The 16,394-nt window shown below is 37.0% G+C and carries 18 protein-coding genes; 5 read left to right on the top strand and 13 right to left on the bottom strand.

Features of this window, described 5'->3' with window-relative positions; translation table 11 throughout:
* Positions 1-137: 137 nt before the first annotated feature.
* Positions 138-776 carry a LysE family translocator gene (locus ACOMCU_RS19520; RefSeq protein WP_010857711.1) on the bottom strand — a complete coding sequence of 213 codons (639 nt, stop codon included), beginning with the start codon at positions 774-776 and terminating at the stop codon, positions 138-140.
* Positions 777-949: 173 nt separating this feature from the next.
* Here ACOMCU_RS19520 and ACOMCU_RS19515 point away from each other — a divergent pair, with 173 nt between their 5' ends.
* Both ACOMCU_RS19515 and ACOMCU_RS19510 read left to right on the top strand, forming a co-directional pair.
* Positions 950-1,375: an SRPBCC family protein gene (locus tag ACOMCU_RS19515; protein ID WP_421051121.1), complete on the top strand. Its 426-nt coding sequence runs from the start codon at positions 950-952 to the stop codon at positions 1,373-1,375.
* Complete coding sequence (locus tag ACOMCU_RS19510) at positions 1,372-1,692, top strand: ArsR/SmtB family transcription factor (protein WP_010857709.1); 321 nt, start codon at positions 1,372-1,374, stop codon at positions 1,690-1,692. Before ACOMCU_RS19515 ends, ACOMCU_RS19510 begins: the two co-directional genes overlap by 4 nt.
* Before the next feature lie 64 nt (positions 1,693-1,756).
* On the opposite strand, the gene ACOMCU_RS19505 is transcribed toward ACOMCU_RS19510, so the two are convergent.
* The 7 genes from ACOMCU_RS19505 to ACOMCU_RS19475 form a co-directional block, all read right to left on the bottom strand.
* Positions 1,757-2,536, bottom strand: a complete 780-nt coding sequence (locus tag ACOMCU_RS19505; RefSeq protein ID WP_421051120.1) for a YqhG family protein — start codon at positions 2,534-2,536, stop codon at positions 1,757-1,759.
* Positions 2,537-2,555: 19 nt separating this feature from the next.
* On the bottom strand, positions 2,556-4,067 hold the full coding sequence (locus ACOMCU_RS19500; RefSeq protein ID WP_421051119.1) for a DEAD/DEAH box helicase: 1,512 nt from the start codon (positions 4,065-4,067) through the stop codon (positions 2,556-2,558).
* Between the two features lie 649 nt (positions 4,068-4,716).
* Positions 4,717-5,397: a cyclase family protein gene (locus ACOMCU_RS19495; RefSeq protein ID WP_421051118.1), complete on the bottom strand. Its 681-nt coding sequence runs from the start codon at positions 5,395-5,397 to the stop codon at positions 4,717-4,719.
* Positions 5,398-6,462, bottom strand: coding sequence for a zinc-dependent alcohol dehydrogenase (locus ACOMCU_RS19490; protein WP_421051122.1), 1,065 nt, complete (start codon positions 6,460-6,462; stop codon positions 5,398-5,400).
* Positions 6,463-6,519: 57 nt separating this feature from the next.
* Positions 6,520-7,419, bottom strand: a complete 900-nt coding sequence (locus ACOMCU_RS19485) for a 3-hydroxyacyl-CoA dehydrogenase NAD-binding domain-containing protein (protein ID WP_421051116.1) — start codon at positions 7,417-7,419, stop codon at positions 6,520-6,522.
* Complete coding sequence (locus ACOMCU_RS19480; RefSeq protein ID WP_421051115.1) at positions 7,400-8,029, bottom strand: carboxymuconolactone decarboxylase family protein; 630 nt, start codon at positions 8,027-8,029, stop codon at positions 7,400-7,402. The genes ACOMCU_RS19485 and ACOMCU_RS19480 overlap by 20 nt, the downstream gene beginning before the upstream one ends.
* Before the next feature lie 230 nt (positions 8,030-8,259).
* Positions 8,260-9,591 (bottom strand): short-chain fatty acid transporter, encoded by a 1,332-nt coding sequence (locus ACOMCU_RS19475; protein WP_421051114.1) that lies wholly within the window; start codon positions 9,589-9,591, stop codon positions 8,260-8,262.
* Between the two features lie 109 nt (positions 9,592-9,700).
* On the opposite strand from ACOMCU_RS19475, the gene ACOMCU_RS19470 reads away from it, so the two are divergent.
* Positions 9,701-10,027: a DUF3870 domain-containing protein gene (locus tag ACOMCU_RS19470; RefSeq protein WP_010857701.1), complete on the top strand. Its 327-nt coding sequence runs from the start codon at positions 9,701-9,703 to the stop codon at positions 10,025-10,027.
* A gap of 34 nt (positions 10,028-10,061) precedes the next feature.
* On the opposite strand, the gene ACOMCU_RS19465 is transcribed toward ACOMCU_RS19470, so the two are convergent.
* From ACOMCU_RS19465 to ACOMCU_RS19445, 5 genes are all read right to left on the bottom strand, one after another.
* Positions 10,062-11,255: a thiolase family protein gene (locus ACOMCU_RS19465; protein WP_421051113.1), complete on the bottom strand. Its 1,194-nt coding sequence runs from the start codon at positions 11,253-11,255 to the stop codon at positions 10,062-10,064.
* A gap of 12 nt (positions 11,256-11,267) precedes the next feature.
* On the bottom strand, positions 11,268-11,903 hold the full coding sequence (locus ACOMCU_RS19460) for a 3-oxoacid CoA-transferase subunit B (protein ID WP_421051112.1): 636 nt from the start codon (positions 11,901-11,903) through the stop codon (positions 11,268-11,270).
* Positions 11,896-12,582, bottom strand: coding sequence for a CoA transferase subunit A (locus ACOMCU_RS19455; RefSeq protein WP_421051110.1), 687 nt, complete (start codon positions 12,580-12,582; stop codon positions 11,896-11,898). The genes ACOMCU_RS19460 and ACOMCU_RS19455 overlap by 8 nt, the downstream gene beginning before the upstream one ends.
* Positions 12,583-12,595: 13 nt before the next feature.
* Positions 12,596-13,312: a carboxymuconolactone decarboxylase family protein gene (locus ACOMCU_RS19450; protein ID WP_010857697.1), complete on the bottom strand. Its 717-nt coding sequence runs from the start codon at positions 13,310-13,312 to the stop codon at positions 12,596-12,598.
* Between the two features lie 204 nt (positions 13,313-13,516).
* Entirely contained in the window at positions 13,517-14,350 is an 834-nt protein-coding gene (locus tag ACOMCU_RS19445; protein WP_010857696.1) for an alpha/beta fold hydrolase, read from the bottom strand.
* A gap of 386 nt (positions 14,351-14,736) precedes the next feature.
* Between ACOMCU_RS19445 and ACOMCU_RS19440 the strand changes: the two genes are divergently transcribed.
* Together ACOMCU_RS19440 and ACOMCU_RS19435 are read left to right on the top strand one after the other, a co-directional pair.
* Complete coding sequence (locus tag ACOMCU_RS19440; protein WP_421051108.1) at positions 14,737-15,309, top strand: dienelactone hydrolase family protein; 573 nt, start codon at positions 14,737-14,739, stop codon at positions 15,307-15,309.
* A 27-nt stretch (positions 15,310-15,336) separates the two neighbouring features.
* On the top strand, positions 15,337-16,293 hold the full coding sequence (locus ACOMCU_RS19435) for a LytTR family transcriptional regulator DNA-binding domain-containing protein (RefSeq protein WP_010857694.1): 957 nt from the start codon (positions 15,337-15,339) through the stop codon (positions 16,291-16,293).
* The last annotated feature ends 101 nt before the right edge of the window (positions 16,294-16,394 follow it).

Raw genomic sequence — 16,394 nt, 5'->3', positions numbered from 1 at the left:
GACTGAAGCCATGCCCGCGAAAAGCGTCCGCCGTAGCGGAAATCAACGGGTCCATATAGAGTCTTCTATTTTTAAAAGAGCAAACACTGTAAATAAACTCTATTTTTTGAATTTGTCGTCAGTCTGAAAGCCCATGATTAATGGGCTTTTTCTAATGCAAGCTTAATGCCAAATCCAATTAAAATTGTACCTGTCAGTCCCTCAATAACAGTCTTCGTTGTCGGCTTTTTCATAAATGCACTGATTTTATCCAACAAGTATACATAAAACACAAACCAAAGGACTGTTATAGCAGTATAAATGAGTCCCATGATTAGAAATGGCAGAAACGTGGCGCTTGTGGCATCTACGAATTGTGGTAAAAACGTTAAGAAAAATACTGCAACTTTAGGATTCGTTATATTCGTCAAAAATCCTTGTTTGAAACAAGATTGATGTGCGTATTTATGATCGATTTGCTTCTCATCATGTAACACAGGAGGCTGCGAGCGTATTGTTTTCAATGTCCATAATGTTTTCACACCCAAATAACATAAATATACCGCACCTACGTATTTTAAAACTGCAAATACATATGCTGACTTTACAATAATTGCAGAAAGTCCTATAACCGCAGCACACGTATGAATCAGTAAGCCACAGCATGAGCCGAGTATAGTTTGTATACCTCCCTTTCTACTCACGGTAAGCGTATTTTTTGTCGCAATAGCTGTATCTGGACCAGGTAAAATTACCAGCAAAACACACATCAATAAAAAAACTGAAACGTTTACCATTTTAGCCCCCTTAATTTCTGAAAATTTTAAAAATATTTTACCATAAGAACAGCAATACAGAAAACAATAATTTCCAAGAAACTTCTCACGACTCATTATTATTGACATATAACCATAAGGTGTTATATATTCATAACACCTTATAGTTGTATTTCAGAAGAGGAGACTTCAGCATGACTAATCAATTACAAAATATCGTCAAAACAATTACACTCAACGCGCCTATTGATAAGGTGTGGGAATCGGTCACTACTGCCGAAAAACTTGGTACTTGGTTTATGCCAAATAATTTTCAAGCTATTGTAGGACATGAATTTACGTTACAATCCCCTTTCGGACCTTCTCCATGTAAGGTTGAACAAGTGGATGCACCACATTTTGTGCGTTTCGCTTGGGATACGGATGGATGGTTTGTAACATTTGAACTTGAACAAATTGGAGAACAAACAACATTTACCTTAACACATGGTGGCTGGAAAGAGGCATCTCATACTATTCCGAAAGCCCAAATGTCAGCAGAAGCTGTTCGAGAGAAAATGGACGGTGGCTGGACAATGATTATCGGTCAAAGATTAAAAGAGGTTGTTGAAACAAAATGACACAACTTGCTGAAAAGTATGATGTTTTCCAAGCAATTGCTGATCCAACGAGACGTCATGTTCTACAGCTTCTTGCAGCGAGTGACAAGCCAATCACTCTCATTTCTGAGCATTTTGCCATTAGCCGTACTGCTGTCGTCAAGCATTTAAAAATATTAGAGCAGGCTGAACTAGTATCTGCCCAAAAGAAGGGTAGAGAAAAGATTTATTCATTACATGTCGAGCGCTTAAAAGAGATTGAAGACTGGTTACAGTATTTTGATTTGTTCTGGGATAATAAACTGGCTCAGTTACAACACTTTATCGAAAAAGAGTAAATAAAGATAGAATAGAGATACAAGATAATAAAAGAGCTGTCCGCGCTTTCGGACAGCTCTTCATTTATCTCATATAAAATAATCCACCATTAATAATTTCGACTTTAATTTTTGCATCGTATTGTTCTTCCAAGGCCTTCTTTTCGATCTCATAGCATTCTGGCTTTTGCTCTACATCTTCATAAAAATAATCTAAAACGCGCTGATCACGTTGCCACCTTTTTTTCGCTTGCACTGCCCAATCATGGTTATCTTGTTGGATTATCGCTTCGATTGCCGCGTCTAATCTTTGAAGCGCACGGATGGGCTTAATAATATATTGCACATGAAAAACATTCTCTGACTGAATAGCATCCAATTCCATTTTACTCAATGCCTCATGAAAGTCCTCTAAAATCATGCCTGTCATTAAGTTCATGCCACATGAATATAACATTTCTTTTGTTCGATCGCAGCAATAGGAGACTTTATAATTCACACCAAGCCAAGGGGTAAGCATAATCTGTTCACTCGCTGCGTCAACTTTTTCAAACATTTGAACAAAATTGCCAAGCTCTCTCGTTGCTTGAAACAATTGATTAAGTCTTGGTGAACCAAAATTCACTATTTCTCCGCGAACGTTACCGGTTAGCGCCGTATGATCTGTAATAAATGTTACTTGTGCAGGATTTGGTTCACCATTCGTAGCTTCTAAGTATTGCCAATAGAAGGGGCGATTCATAATTCTTTTATCCATATCAATGGTTAATTGTACTGTGAGATAATCGTCGTCTCCCCCTAAAATATTGCAATCATTTTCCATGAAAAATTGTCTTAAATAACTGTGAACTTGCTGTGGAAACATGGCACTCCCCCCTCACATGTCAAACGGATTTTTTGAAATTTGTTAAGATAGCATCTAAGTCTCCGACTACCTTCTCAAATACATCGATTTTCGTATGGAGCAATGCCAAAATATCTTTTTCAATTGTGTCTTCTATTGCCAAATTATAAATATGCACATCGTGTTCTTGACCTAATCGGTGTACACGCCCAATACGTTGCTCAAGCTTCATGGGATTCCAAGGCAAATCGTAGTTAATGACATGGTGGCAGAATTGCAGGTTAATACCCTCCCCGCCTGCTTCAGTCGCAATAAGCACCTGCGCTTTTTCCTTAAAAAGATGCTTCATATAATCCCGCTTATTTTTATTGAACTTGCCATTAAAAAGAACGCTCGTAATGCCTTTTGAATGTAAGTACCACTGCAAGTAGATTTGGGTTGCTCGATACTCCGTAAAAATAATGACTTTATCATCTGCCTGCTCAATAATTTCTAGTGTTTTTTCAGCTTTGGAATTCACTTCTAAAGCCATTAATTTGGCAAGCATCCCTTCAATCTCTTTGGTTTCCTTACTATCTTCGAGCATTTTTGATAAAGTTAAAGCCGTTGCTTCTTTGCTACTGCACATTTCCTTTTGCAAGGTAATTAATGAGAATGAGCCTGTAGAAAGCGTTCCAAGTAAATCATAAATTTCCTTTTCCTCAGTAGTAAATTGGATGGGGATAATTTGAACGCGACGTTTTGTCCACTCGATGCCCGTGTCTTCTCTTCTATTTCTAACCATCACCTGATTAACTAATTCTTTCAAATAATCGTCATGCTCTAAATCATGCTTGCTAGCTGAAAATGCCGATTGGAATGTTTCATAATTTCCGAGATGACCTGGTTTGAGTAAAGAGATTAAATAATATAATTCAAATACATCGTTTTGAATGGGTGTGGCGGTTAATAATAAACAAAACTTTTTCTTTAAGCCTTGTACAAATTCGTAAATTAGCGTTTTATGGTTTTTCAGTTTATGGGCCTCATCAATAATAATCATGTCATAATCCTGTGCATAAATTAGCTCTTTATGTGGGCTTTTTTTTGCTGTATCCATGCTCATTATCACAATATCATAACGATCAATTGAGCAATTTTTTTTATAAGCTATTGCTGGAATATGAAATTTTTGATTCAATTCTTCTATCCATTGATTAATAAGAGAAGCTGGTGCTAAAATCAACGCTCTTTTTACAAGCCCACGAATAAGGTATTCCTTTAAGATCAAACCCGCTTCAATTGTTTTACCAAGCCCCACTTCATCAGCAAGTATCGCTTTCCCATTCATGCGTTCAATAACTGTTTCGGCCGCTTCTAGCTGATGAGTGAGCGGCGTTAAATTGGGTAAATGTTTCGTCGCTTGTAAACCTGTGAATTCGGGAATTAAATTCATTTTTACAATATCATAGCTCATCTTGTACAATGTCCAACTATCCCATTTTTCAAGATTATCTAATCTATTTATAAAGCCTTCTTCCCATTCGGACGACCTTTCTATTATCATGATCATCACCTCATGCATTTATTTCTAAGTTAGGTTGTCCAAAAAAGTAAAAGCTATGTTCGATTTTGCTCTTGTAAAAATATACATATTTTAAGTGACATTTAGATGATTTCTTGCCGTTCAAATAATTCAATTTTTGAAGTAATTTTGAGGTATTGTTCTTTATTCTATTCGATTAATATTTTCTATGAGCTTTATTAATGCCATGGTTTTTTCGAATGAATCTGGAGGAATTTTAGTTTCAAAAATGATGAGGATTTGTTGTAATAACGAGGCATAATATGGTTTAGAAGCTCTCCACAGCTCTAGGTTATATACTTTTCCTTGAGCATGCAAAGTCGCTCCGAATTTATCGCATTCGTGAACAAGCTCACTTGTTCAAAATTTTAGCGACGTTATTAAAGAATTAAACACACTAAATGTTGAGATAAAAACTTTTGTGACCTTCTCTTCATAATAATCATTTAAAAAGGGACTTTTAAAAGTCCCTTTCAGACTGTAGATAAACTAGCAAAATTGAATCAATAAGCAGTAATAATAATCGGTTTCGGAAAAGTCACTCGATATAGGGAATCAAAGAGGATTGTCCAATGTTACTGAAAGAACTTATAAATCTAGAATTGAATAAGAGTATATTTCACATTGAATTTACAGGTTATTTCACATAGGCTACCGCTCTTACTGGAGACGCCGTTGAATTTTTCAATTTAAGCGGCAGTGCCATAAAAGTAAAACGATCATTTAAAGGTAACTGTTCAAGATTGACTAGGTTTTCTACTATATAGATAGGAACACTCAGCAGCTTTAAATGCACTTCACGTTTCATATTGTCATGAACATCTATATTCGCTAAATCAAGACCAATACATTTTACTTGCTTCTCCCATAACCAATCACCTGCACACGTAGCAAAAGCATGCTCTGCAAAAAAGTCCCCTTGTCCCCACTGTGCAGTGCGTGTTCTTACTAACACAATATCATCTTGCTGTACAGTAATCCCTTGTCTTTGCTCAGCCTGTGAAAGCATCTCTGCTGTAACAGGTTCAAACGGATCTTTGAAAAAGGATACATCCAGTAAGACAGCATCCCCATAAGTTTTTGTTAAATCCATTTCAGCTGTAGATTCCCCACCTCTGATAAAGTGAAGAGGTGCATCAATATGTGTCCCACTATGATCAGACATACGTAAAAAACGAGATTCAAATCCTTCACATGGCGCTACGTATCGATGACCGGAATTGTCAAAAGTAGATTCTTCTTGTATAGCGATCGGTGGATGTGATGTATAGGAAACTAAGCCATCATAAATTTCTAGTGTTAAATCAATAATTTTCATTTATACTTCCTCCTTAAAATGAATCACAACTTTTCCATTTACTTTGTTTAGCGCACTTTCAAAACCATGAAGACTATCTTTAAATGGAACCGTATGGGCTACTAACTTATGAAATGGATATTTTGAATCCGCTGCCATTTGTAAAACCGCTTCATAATTTGCTTGTGTAATACCATAACTGCCTTTAATCATTATTTCACCACGTACAATTTGATCCATTGGCACAGAAAACTCAGCAGAATTGATGCCGACTAATACAAGCTGACCACCACGTTTAAGTAAACGAATGGCTTCTTTCGGAATAGCTGGATGACCCGAGCAGTCAATGATAGCATCATAGCCTGAAAACTTATCGTGAATTAGTTCCTCCGTAGTAACAAACGTTGCTTGTACACCGATCTCTTTTGCTAACTGCAAACGACTTTGATCTTGTGGCACTCCTAGCATATGTGTTTGTTCATTACCCGCTCCCACTAATATAGCTGCTACCCCTAACCCTATTGGTCCAGGTCCAATTACTAAAATGGACTTTTTCTTGCAATCAGCTACTTTTAAAACTGCGGTATAACTAACTGCTAAGGCTTCTGAAATAGCTGCCACTTCATCACACACAGCGTCGTCAATTACAATAATATTATTAACATCTGCTACCATATACTGTGCCATTCCGCCAGCCTCACGAAATCCATATCGAAGAGCTTCAGTTGGTGTTTTTATCAATTTATAGTCATTGAAATCACAGCAATTCGTATCGCCACGTTGACAATAATCACATACACCACAGCTTTTATACGGGTTAATGACCGCTCTCTTATTTAAAAGTGCTTTATTGTCAGCCGCTCCCATAGCTATTACAGTTCCCGTTACTTCGTGGCCGAGCACAAGTGGGTAAGTGACCCAGTCATAGCCACCATGCCCGTCATACATATGCAAATCGCTCCCACAAATACCAACAGCACTTACCTTTAGTAAACATTCATTACGATCTAACTCCGGGACAGTATAGGTTTTAAACTGAACATCCTTTTTCTTTGTTGAACACTTTACTAATGCTTGATATTCCATCACCATATCTACTCCTATTCTGATTTCATAATTGCCGCCATCATATAGAAGGCACCTCTACTGAACCAATTTAATAATATCTATTAGTGTCTTTTCTTTTTGTGCTAAATATTGTTGCTTATCGATGGATGACCAATCGTAAAAGCCTTGATCGGATTTCATACCATATTGTTTTGCATCTATTTTTGCATGATGGATTGCAAGTGCCTTCGTGCCATTTTCTAAAGTTGGGTATACATAATCGACAATGGCATAATGCGTATCTAAACCATTTATATCCCGTTGCTCAAGTGGTCCTGTATTGGCTAACCGTACGCCTAGGCTCATTTTAGCAATAAAGTCTAACTCTTCAGCCGTTACAATTCCTTTTTCAACCAAAGACATCGCTTCTCTAGCAAGTGCACTTTGTAATCTGTTTGCTACAAAGCCCTCAATCTCCCTTTTCAACAAGATAGGCTTTTTACAAATACTCTGTAGAAATTGCATGGTAGCATTTGCCCGTTCCTGTGATGTATAAGTGCTAGGAACCACTTCTATTAAAGGGGTAATATGTGCGGGCGAAAAGAAATGCGTTCCGATTAAGCGTTCTTTATGCATCATTTTTACTGCAATATCGCTAATTAGATAACTCGAAGTATTGGTACAAAACGTAACTTCTTTTCCAAAAAATGAATCCAGTTGTTCAAATAAAGCTTGTTTTACTTGTAAATTTTCAACAATAGCTTCAAAAACAAATGTTAAACCGTCAATTTGTTCCAGTTGCTGTAAAAAAGTGATTTGTTGTAAATCCGATTGCTGCTTCAATTGCTGTAATCTTTCTATATTAGGCTCATATAAATAGACATTCACGTTATATTGGATAAAATATTTTGCTATAGCCGAGCCCATAAAGCCCCCGCCTATTATTAGAACTTTTTGCATTGTTACGTCTCCTTCTTTAAGTTTTACCTTGCTCATCATTCCAAATTGCTTGTATGCCTACCGCATAAATACATAGCGCTTTAACTTCATCTAAAACAGCGGCATTCGCACCAAGTGAAACGGCATTTGCTTTATGAATCAGAATGCCTTTTTCATAGGCTTCACAAACATTAATGGCGTACAATAATAATTCCTTCAATAACCTAGACACTGCGCCATTTCGTAAAGAAGTCGTACGGAGGTTGCTATATTTTAATAAAGTATCTGGTGCGTAATCTACTAAATATTGAATCCATTTTGGTAGGACATCAAATTCTTCTTGATAGTAATCAATACATTCCTGCTGTGAGGAAAATGTAGCTATCTCTTTCCTCTCTTCAACAACCACAACGTTTCCTTGAAGCTGGATTGCATAGGTAATTGCTTCTATCCCCGATAACCAAGTGGGAATGCCTCTAGAGATAATAGCTGATGCAATCAGTTCAGCAATTTCAAGGACACTATTACCTGTTTCAACTGCCCGCTCTACGAAATACAGCATTTGTCTTTCCTCACGGCGTGCAGCAAATAAACCTACAAGTATCAGTGTTTTGTCCCTTTTTGTTAATGTACCTTCCGTTAGGAGTGCTTGATACATCGTTGACATTCATATTCCCCCTTTTATAAAAAAGACTGACTGAGCATATCATTTAAATTTTTGATGTAAAAAATCCGCTCTCTTTCCGCGGACGAACCGCAAGCCTTACAGGTGCTAGCATCTGCGGAGGCTCGCTTGGCTCGCTTTTCCACAAAAGTTTAGCGAATTTTTTGCTGAATTCCTATAATACTATTACTCTTTAATTTGGAGCATCTACCGTTTTAATACATTCCTCTCGGCTACAGTAAATATGACCAAGCTAACATTGCCACAATGTAAATAATACCTACAAAGAACATAATCATAACCAGGAAGCCCATGATATCTTTTAACTTCAAGCGAGAAAGTGCTAGCGCTGGTAGAATCCAGAATGGTTGTACTAAATCGTTCCAGGCATTTCCTAACATAACGGACATTGATGTTTCCGATAAAGATGCGCCTAACTCTTTTGCTGCATCAATCATGAATGGACCTTGTACTGCCCAGTGTCCCCCAGCTGAAGGTGCAAAGAAATTAATAAAGAATGAACTAATTAATCCCCAAAACGGCAAAGTATGCTCGTTGGATAAGTCAACAAATACTTTCGCAATGGTGTCCACTAAACCCGAAGCAGCCATGATTGCCATAATACCCGCGTAGAATGGAAATTGCAGCACAATCCCTGAAATTGTTTTAATCCCATCTGCTAAATGCTCAGCATAACGTGCAGGCGTCCCTAGTAAAATAATTCCTAAGAATAAAATGATAAAGTTTAAAATATTTAAGTTTAATGAATTACCGTTTGTGAAATATATAACAATATAAATCAGCCCTAGTGCACCAATTGTGTACGCTAAAATGCGACTATTATTCAATTTATTTGCTATCGTATTATCGACTAATAGGTTTAATTTTACTTTTGGTTGGTCTGCATACAATGCTGGATCAATCTCCACCACGTTTTTCGGATCTTTTGGATGCAACATCGCATTAAATAAAGGCAATGTAATTAACAGCACGACCGTTGTAATAATCATAGGTAAGCTAAAAATTGTTTCTGATAATGTAACTAAGCCCATTGCATCTTCCAAGAAGTGACCTGGAGTTGAAATTAAAATAGGGATAGAAGCCGATAAACCTAGTCCATAGAAGGTAAATCCAGAATAAGCTGCTGCAATGATCAGCGGGTAATGGACCCCTTTAACTTTTAAAGCTAATTTTTTTGCAATAATCCCACCAATAACTAAACCAAATCCCCAGTTTAAGTAACTACCAATACCCCCAACAAGCGTTGCAACGATAATTGCCATTTTGGGTGTATGCACCATACTTGCAATTTTGTCTAGCAATTTATCTGTTATGGGTGCTGTAGCTAGTACATATCCCATTGCAAGAATAACAGCCATTTGCGTAGTAAATGCTAATAAATCCCAAAATCCCCCACCCCAAGCATTTGTTAAATCCACAAAGCCAATATCCTCAATTACTAATGCCAAAACAAACGTTAGTAATGTAAGTCCAATTGCAAATACAAATGGATCTGGTAAATACTTCTTCATTATATCTGTGAAAAAATTTGTCAACTTTTCCATACTAATTCCCCCTTGATGTGTTGAACTAATTAATTTTTGGAAGTACCTCTTTATTGCGTAAAACATGATAGAATTAACTTACAATCTATACATGTTGGAGGTCATTTCCTTGCAAAAATTAACTAGTATTTTAGTGACCGCTTATGCAAAAGCACCCCAGGGCACGTCCATGTACGAGATGTACAAGCATGCCGGTATTGTGTTAGAAATTGATAAAGAAACCCATAAAATTATTGATGCAGAATTTACTTTCATTACTAATCTTGCACAAGATTTCTTTAAACGTATGTTGATTGGCTTTGATATTACAGCCAATATTGATGAATTAATTGCTCGTGTAGATGAGCACTATTATGCCCCATCAAGTGGTTCAGTCGTAGTTGCTCTAAAATCTGCTCAAAAAAGATACCTAGAAAAAATCCAAAAAGATAATTAAATTCTTCACCGAGTCAAATGTACTCGGTGTTATTTTATACTTGGCAGTTTTCAACGATCGTTGTCACACCAAGTCCCCCTGCAATGCATAATGTAACTAAACCGTAACGTTTACCTGTGCGTTCAAGCTCGTAAATAAGCTTCGTCATTAAAATGGCACCTGTTGCCCCAATGGGATGCCCCATAGCAATTGCGCCACCATTTGGATTCACACGATTTATATCTAAATCAAGTTCATTGATTACTGCGATTGATTGTGCAGCAAAAGCTTCATTTAGCTCAATGATATCGATGTCTTGAATCGATAAATTTGCCTGTTTTAATGCTTTTAATGTAGCTGGAACTGGGCCAATTCCCATAATAGATGGATCTACACCTGCCGCTGCTTGAGCAAGTATTTTTACCTTGGGCTTATAACCTAGTTCTAGAGCTTTTTCTTTCGACATTATTAATAATGCAGCTGCACCGTCATTACGCCCACTACTATTGCCTGCTGTTACTAATCCACCTTTACGAAATACAGGCTTTAACGTACTCAACTTCTCTTGACTCGTTAAAAATGGGTGCTCATCTTTTTCAAAAATTTCTACTGATTTTCGTTTTTTCACTTCGTAAGGTACAATTTGTTTGTCAAAATAGCCTTCTTGTATTGCCTGTGCTGTACGTTCTTGACTACGATGTGCGAATGCATCTTGTTCTTCACGAGAAATCGAATATTTTTCTGCTAAATTTTCTGCTGTTTCACCCATCGTTGAAATACCATAAACTTCAAACGGTTGGGAGCCTGGTTGACTTTCTGTATTCGGATCTAAGATAGCAGCATTACCAACACCATAACCATAACGAGCATTTCTTAAGTAATACGGTGCTGTACTCATAGATTCTGTTCCCCCTGCAATAATAATATCGCTGTAGCCAAGAGCAATTTGCTGTGCCGCATTATTAATGGATTGTAGGCCAGAACCACATTGGCGATGTACAGTATAACCTGGAACGGTAATTGGTAATTCAGCACGTAAAGAGGCAAGCCGCGCAACATTGGATTGATCGGCACTTTGTTTTGCTTGTCCCAAAATCACTTCCTCAATTAGAGAGGGGTCTAGCTGTGTCCGATTTAAGAGTTCACGAATAACTATTGAACCAAGAATATCTGCTGTCTCATTGATTAATGAACCACCTAACTTACCTATAGCTGTCCGAATGCCTTCTACAATAACTACTTCTTTCATGCTACTTCCCTCCTATTTCAGTGCATTGACAAAACTTGCTTCGGTGCTTGCCTCTACTTGTTGTAATGTAACTTCAGGCATTAATTCAACCAAATGTAACTGTCCATCTACATAGTTAAAAACCGCCATTTCAGTAATAATCGTATCAACGCTACGTGTTGACGTAATTGGATAAGTGCAATTCTTTAAAATCTTACTTTTCCCATCTTTTGATATATGTGTCATCGTGACAATCACCTTTTGTGCTCCGATTAGTAAATCCATCGCACCACCAACACCAATAATATTTTTCCCTGGTACTGCCCAGTTGGCGATGCGTGCTTGCTCATCTACCTGTAGTACGCCTAAAATGGCTACATCCACATGCCCCCCTCGAATCATGCCAAATGACTCTGCACTATTAAAAAAGGATGATCCAATCGCTTCTCCAACTGGCATTTTTCCGGCATTCACTACATTCGGATCAATATCCTCCTCATCCACACCTACTACACCGAGCATGCCATTCTCTGTATGAAAGTGAACATTGTCATTTTCTACATACTTTGCAACAAGTGTAGGAATACCAATCCCTAAATTAATAATTTGTCCATCTGCAACTTCCTTAGCAGCTCTTTTTGCTATTAGCTCCTGAATAGGATTAGCCATGTTCCACGACACCTTCCTTCGTTAAAATCTTTTGCGCTACAACCATTCGATCAATGAATAAATGCGGGGTAATGATTTCATCACTGCTTAGTTCGCCCGCTTCTACAATTTCATCTACCTCAACAACGACTGTCTTTGCCGCAGTTGCCATAATCGGATTAAAATTCCGAGCGGTTTTGTAATACACTAAATTCCCAAGCCTGTCTGCCTTATGTGCACGAATAATTGCAACATCCGCCTTTAACGCTTCCTCAAATACATATTCTTCACCATTGATTACTTTTGTTTCTTTGCCTATCGCCAAATCTGTTCCAACTGACGTTTTCGTATAATAACCACCAATTCCTGCACCACCAGCTCGAATCGATTCAGCTAATGTACCTTGGGGTAATAAATCAATTTCTAGTTCTCCACGTTGGAATGCCTCGCCAACATCTCGATTCCCAGTAAAGTAAGAGCCAATTGCTTTTTTTACTTTCTTTTGCTCTAGCAATTTACCAAGGCCCTTTCCTTTTTCTCCTAAATTATTGCTAATAATTGTTAAATCATTCACATCTAATTCCACTAGTGCATCGATTAAAGTGAGCGGACCACCTACTAAACCAAATCCACCAACCATTATCGTTTGGCCACTTTCTACACAAGATAAAGCCTGTTCTACGGATTCATAAATTTTCATTGTATTCACTCCATTACTTTCGGATAAGCGCATCACTAATTTCAAACCAAGAAGGAATGCCAGCTGTTAATAGGCAAATATAGCCTAGCTCTGCCAATTCTGCTTCTTCTACACCTATTTCACGTGATTGTTTCGCCCAATAATCTGTTTCCGCATTTTTCAATACGGTTGTGTAAATTCCTGTCATTAAAATATATTTCATTTGTGTTGATACAACATTGCTATCAAGTAATACATGTTTTAAAGCGTTTTCATCTTTTGCAATAAAGAAACTCATTAATTTCTCAAAATATGTCTTACTGTTATCTTTCGAAGCAAACGTACTGTAGTAGCGCACAATATCAATTGCTGAGGCTTCATGTGAAATTTTGTCAGCACTCGTATTCGTTAGCTCTAAAGCATAGTCAAATGACTGCAAGCCGATTTGTAATGCTTTTTCCCCACCATAATTAAATGCTACAAGTAAGTACTCGATTAATTCTTCGAGTGTGGCACCACCATCAATAGCGCCTTTCGTGTGGTACACCATGCTACGTGCATAATGTCTTGCAGCATTCATCCCGACTAACAAAATGTCCTTTTCCTTCACAGATAGAACACCTGGTGCCATCGCTGCTCCACGCAGTGCTGTATAGTGGTCTAACATTGCTGGATTATAGTCGTGCATTTTTTGCACCCATCCAGGTACAACATCATAAACTTTTTTGAAATACGCTAGTCCTGTTGCCATCTAATAACTCCCCTTTTTGGAAAATTTGAATAAAAAAAGGCCACACTTCCCCAAAAGACGGCATTTACCGTATGTTCAGAAAAGTGTAGCCAACAGTCAAGCAGGGAAAGTAGAAAAAGGTCTTTTTTCTAAAGCTGCTCGATAGGCATTTAAGTTTTGTTATTTAATTATTCGCATAAAATTTAAAAAACTGCAACTCTTTTTTTAGATACTCTCTAAAAAGCGCAATATTACTGGGTTAACATCTTTTCTTTCTTCAAAAACCAAAGTGTAATGATTGCTATTTGATGTGAATTTCCAAATATTTTTTGCATATTTGAGCGTTTCTATATAAGATTCAGCTAAAAATAATGCGGGCATTGCTCCAATACCACCAGTCGAATGAATTAAAAGTATTGGACATTCCACATTTTCAAAAACTGCTACAGGCTTGTAGTCATAAAAACTTTGGAAATCTAAACGAATTAATTCTTCATCAGACTTATTTTCCCAATGTCCATCTTGTACTGCAATCTCATAACGCCCAACACTTGCTAAATGATCTGTCCATTCAACGCCTAGACGACCATAAATTGCTTTTATTTCCTCGACATATGCGTCTGCTGAGTCATACGGCTTGCTAATTCGACCTAGTGAGGGCTCAACAATTTGGCGTTGATGATCTGTGCAAGTTGCTGCTCCATCAAGTAAAATGACCCCTTTTACATTTTTTCGTTTACTAGCAACATTCGCCATGATAAATGCCCCCATTGAGTAACCCATTAATATCGGTCTATCAATGTCTAACGCATCAAGCAAAGCTAATATATCTTGTGTATGTAACTCAATACTTGTATCCGCAGGTGCCGGTGCACTATTACCACGCCCTTTTAAGTCAACCGAAATAAAACGATAGTCGCCTTTTAACAGTTCAGCATAATAATGCATTTGCATATGATTGCCAGTTAAACCATGTACAGCAATAATTGTACCTTTCTCACCTGGATAATCTGCAAAATGTAGTGCGCCACCATTCACATTAATCGATTGGTATTTCATTTCCATCATCCTCCTCGTAAAATATAAAGCTATTTTTACATTGTTATTTCAAAAAAGTCAAAAAATTTTTCCCCGAAGTAATTTATTTTAAATAAATCCAGATAAATATTATTATATTTCCCTACACAATTATATTATTTCGATATAACTAAAATTACAACTAGTTTCCAATTAACTATCTTACTAATCCACGGAAAATAATTGCCACATGTATTACTTCAACGATTACATAAATTAAATTTCCCCAATTCTATTTTATTAAAAGCTATTTATCCACATATAAAACAACCAACACATTCAAATCCATAAATTTACTTTTAATGGATGAAATATACGATGCTATTACTTTTTGTTACACTATTTGAAAAAGCAAAAAAGGAGTCTCCATGAATAGAAAAAATAGAAAAATATTTATTTTACACGAAATTTATGGCGTGAATGACTTTATCCAAGAACAGGCTGTTGCATTTATCGATGAGCATACTGAAGTAGAATGTGTCCATCTTTACTCAGATGAAAAATGTTTCTCCTATGCGCAGGAAAAAGAAGCTTACCTGTATTTCACAAATGAAATTGGCTTCGACACTCCAGTAGAGAAGCTGGTTAAACAACTAAGAGTCGCCATCCAACAATATGACAAAGTAATTGTAATTGGCTTTAGTGTAGGCGCAACTATTGCTTGGCAACTTTCTACACTGCCGCTGCATCGCGTTGTTTGTGTCTATGGCTCGCGAATTCGTCAATATCTTGACCTACAGCCAAGCTGCCCTACACTCATTGTTTTACCAAGTCTTGAAAAAAGTTTCAATGTTCAAGACATGAAAAACGCACTAAACCACATACATTTTGTACAAACTATTCAATTCGCTGGTGAGCATGGATTTATGGATTGTCATAACGTAACATTTCATCGCGAGAGTGCTATTCAGGCACACATGTCTATAAAAAATTTTTTATAAATCTATTATCTGGTGGAGGCTATCACTTTGAATCAACAGCAACTTTTAGAAATCGATCCTTACACTGAATCAGGAAATGTCATCTATCCAAGCTTTCAACTTCCTTTACATACAGGAGCGATTATCGGTATTTATACGGATGTAACGAAAATTAATACTTTGATGCACTGGTTTACAAAACAAGGAGATACATATACACATGTACGTGAGAGTGCATTATATGAACGACTTACTGTAAGCGAATATATACTTTTTTCTATGAAGCTTTTTACAGCGCCTCTGCACAATAAAGAGGAGGCATTAAAGCTGTTTTCTTTATCTGACCAAAAAAACAATAAGGTTCATAAGCTTCAAAATGGGGAAAAACAACGTTTGAAATTGTTACATACATATCTCAGTGCAGCACCCATTCAAATTATCGAGGAGCCCTTTCAAAACTTAGATGAATTTTCAAAGCAAAATGTACTTCAGCTTTTGATGGCCCTTCAAAAACAAGACAAGACAATTGTTTTACTGTCAAACAACTTGGAGGATTTAATTATTTCGTGTAACGAAATATATAGATTGGATGCGTTAGGTTTACATGCACTTGATGTGAAAGAGGATGAAATTGAAATAATTTCCACCCCTATTGAAAATGCACCCATAAGGCTTGATAAAATCCCAACAAAGAAAAATGACAAAATCATTTTGTTTAATCCCCCTGAAATTGATTACATTGAAAGTGTGGAAGGTATTGTTTACGTTTATGTTGCGGGCGAAGCCTATCCTTGCACATTATCGCTCAATGATTTAGAACAGAAATTGACACCATTCGGCTTTTTTAGAAGCCATCGATCTTATATCGTTAATTTACAAAAAGTACGTGAAATCATTACTTGGACTCGCAATAGCTACAGCCTAGCTTTAAACAGTAACGAAAAAACGATTGTACCTTTGTCGAAAAATAAGCTAGCAGATTTAAAGGATATCCTCGGAATATAGTAGATTTCCCAGGAAATAAACGACTCCTGTCACATAGCTATTTCTCCACTGATGGGCATTTTTCTGCCTTTCACCTGTGATTTAATGTCTTGTTCAGCATT

The organism is Lysinibacillus sp. UGB7 (genome assembly GCF_049058285.1).
Lineage (GTDB): Bacteria > Bacillota > Bacilli > Bacillales_A > Planococcaceae > Lysinibacillus > Lysinibacillus sphaericus_B.
The sequence above is the reverse complement of the archived record's forward strand: the minus strand, read 5'-3'. Positions and strand labels throughout refer to the sequence as shown.

Bases quoted from the DNA above. Each gene is read 5' to 3' on its own strand.
- ACOMCU_RS19520 (WP_010857711.1), bottom strand. From the start codon at position 776: ATGGTAAACGTTTCAGTTTTTTTATTGATGTGTGTTTTGCTGGTAATT.
- ACOMCU_RS19515 (WP_421051121.1), top strand. From the start codon at position 950: ATGACTAATCAATTACAAAATATCGTCAAAACAATTACACTCAACGCG.
- ACOMCU_RS19510 (WP_010857709.1), top strand. From the start codon at position 1,372: ATGACACAACTTGCTGAAAAGTATGATGTTTTCCAAGCAATTGCTGAT.
- ACOMCU_RS19505 (WP_421051120.1), bottom strand. From the start codon at position 2,536: ATGTTTCCACAGCAAGTTCACAGTTATTTAAGACAATTTTTCATGGAA.
- ACOMCU_RS19500 (WP_421051119.1), bottom strand. From the start codon at position 4,067: ATGATCATGATAATAGAAAGGTCGTCCGAATGGGAAGAAGGCTTTATA.
- ACOMCU_RS19495 (WP_421051118.1), bottom strand. From the start codon at position 5,397: ATGAAAATTATTGATTTAACACTAGAAATTTATGATGGCTTAGTTTCC.
- ACOMCU_RS19490 (WP_421051122.1), bottom strand. From the start codon at position 6,462: ATGGAATATCAAGCATTAGTAAAGTGTTCAACAAAGAAAAAGGATGTT.
- ACOMCU_RS19485 (WP_421051116.1), bottom strand. From the start codon at position 7,419: ATGAGCAAGGTAAAACTTAAAGAAGGAGACGTAACAATGCAAAAAGTT.
- ACOMCU_RS19480 (WP_421051115.1), bottom strand. From the start codon at position 8,029: ATGTCAACGATGTATCAAGCACTCCTAACGGAAGGTACATTAACAAAA.
- ACOMCU_RS19475 (WP_421051114.1), bottom strand. From the start codon at position 9,591: ATGGAAAAGTTGACAAATTTTTTCACAGATATAATGAAGAAGTATTTA.
- ACOMCU_RS19465 (WP_421051113.1), bottom strand. From the start codon at position 11,255: ATGAAAGAAGTAGTTATTGTAGAAGGCATTCGGACAGCTATAGGTAAG.
- ACOMCU_RS19460 (WP_421051112.1), bottom strand. From the start codon at position 11,903: ATGGCTAATCCTATTCAGGAGCTAATAGCAAAAAGAGCTGCTAAGGAA.
- ACOMCU_RS19455 (WP_421051110.1), bottom strand. From the start codon at position 12,582: ATGAAAATTTATGAATCCGTAGAACAGGCTTTATCTTGTGTAGAAAGT.
- ACOMCU_RS19450 (WP_010857697.1), bottom strand. From the start codon at position 13,312: ATGGCAACAGGACTAGCGTATTTCAAAAAAGTTTATGATGTTGTACCT.
- ACOMCU_RS19445 (WP_010857696.1), bottom strand. From the start codon at position 14,350: ATGAAATACCAATCGATTAATGTGAATGGTGGCGCACTACATTTTGCA.
- ACOMCU_RS19440 (WP_421051108.1), top strand. From the start codon at position 14,737: ATGAATAGAAAAAATAGAAAAATATTTATTTTACACGAAATTTATGGC.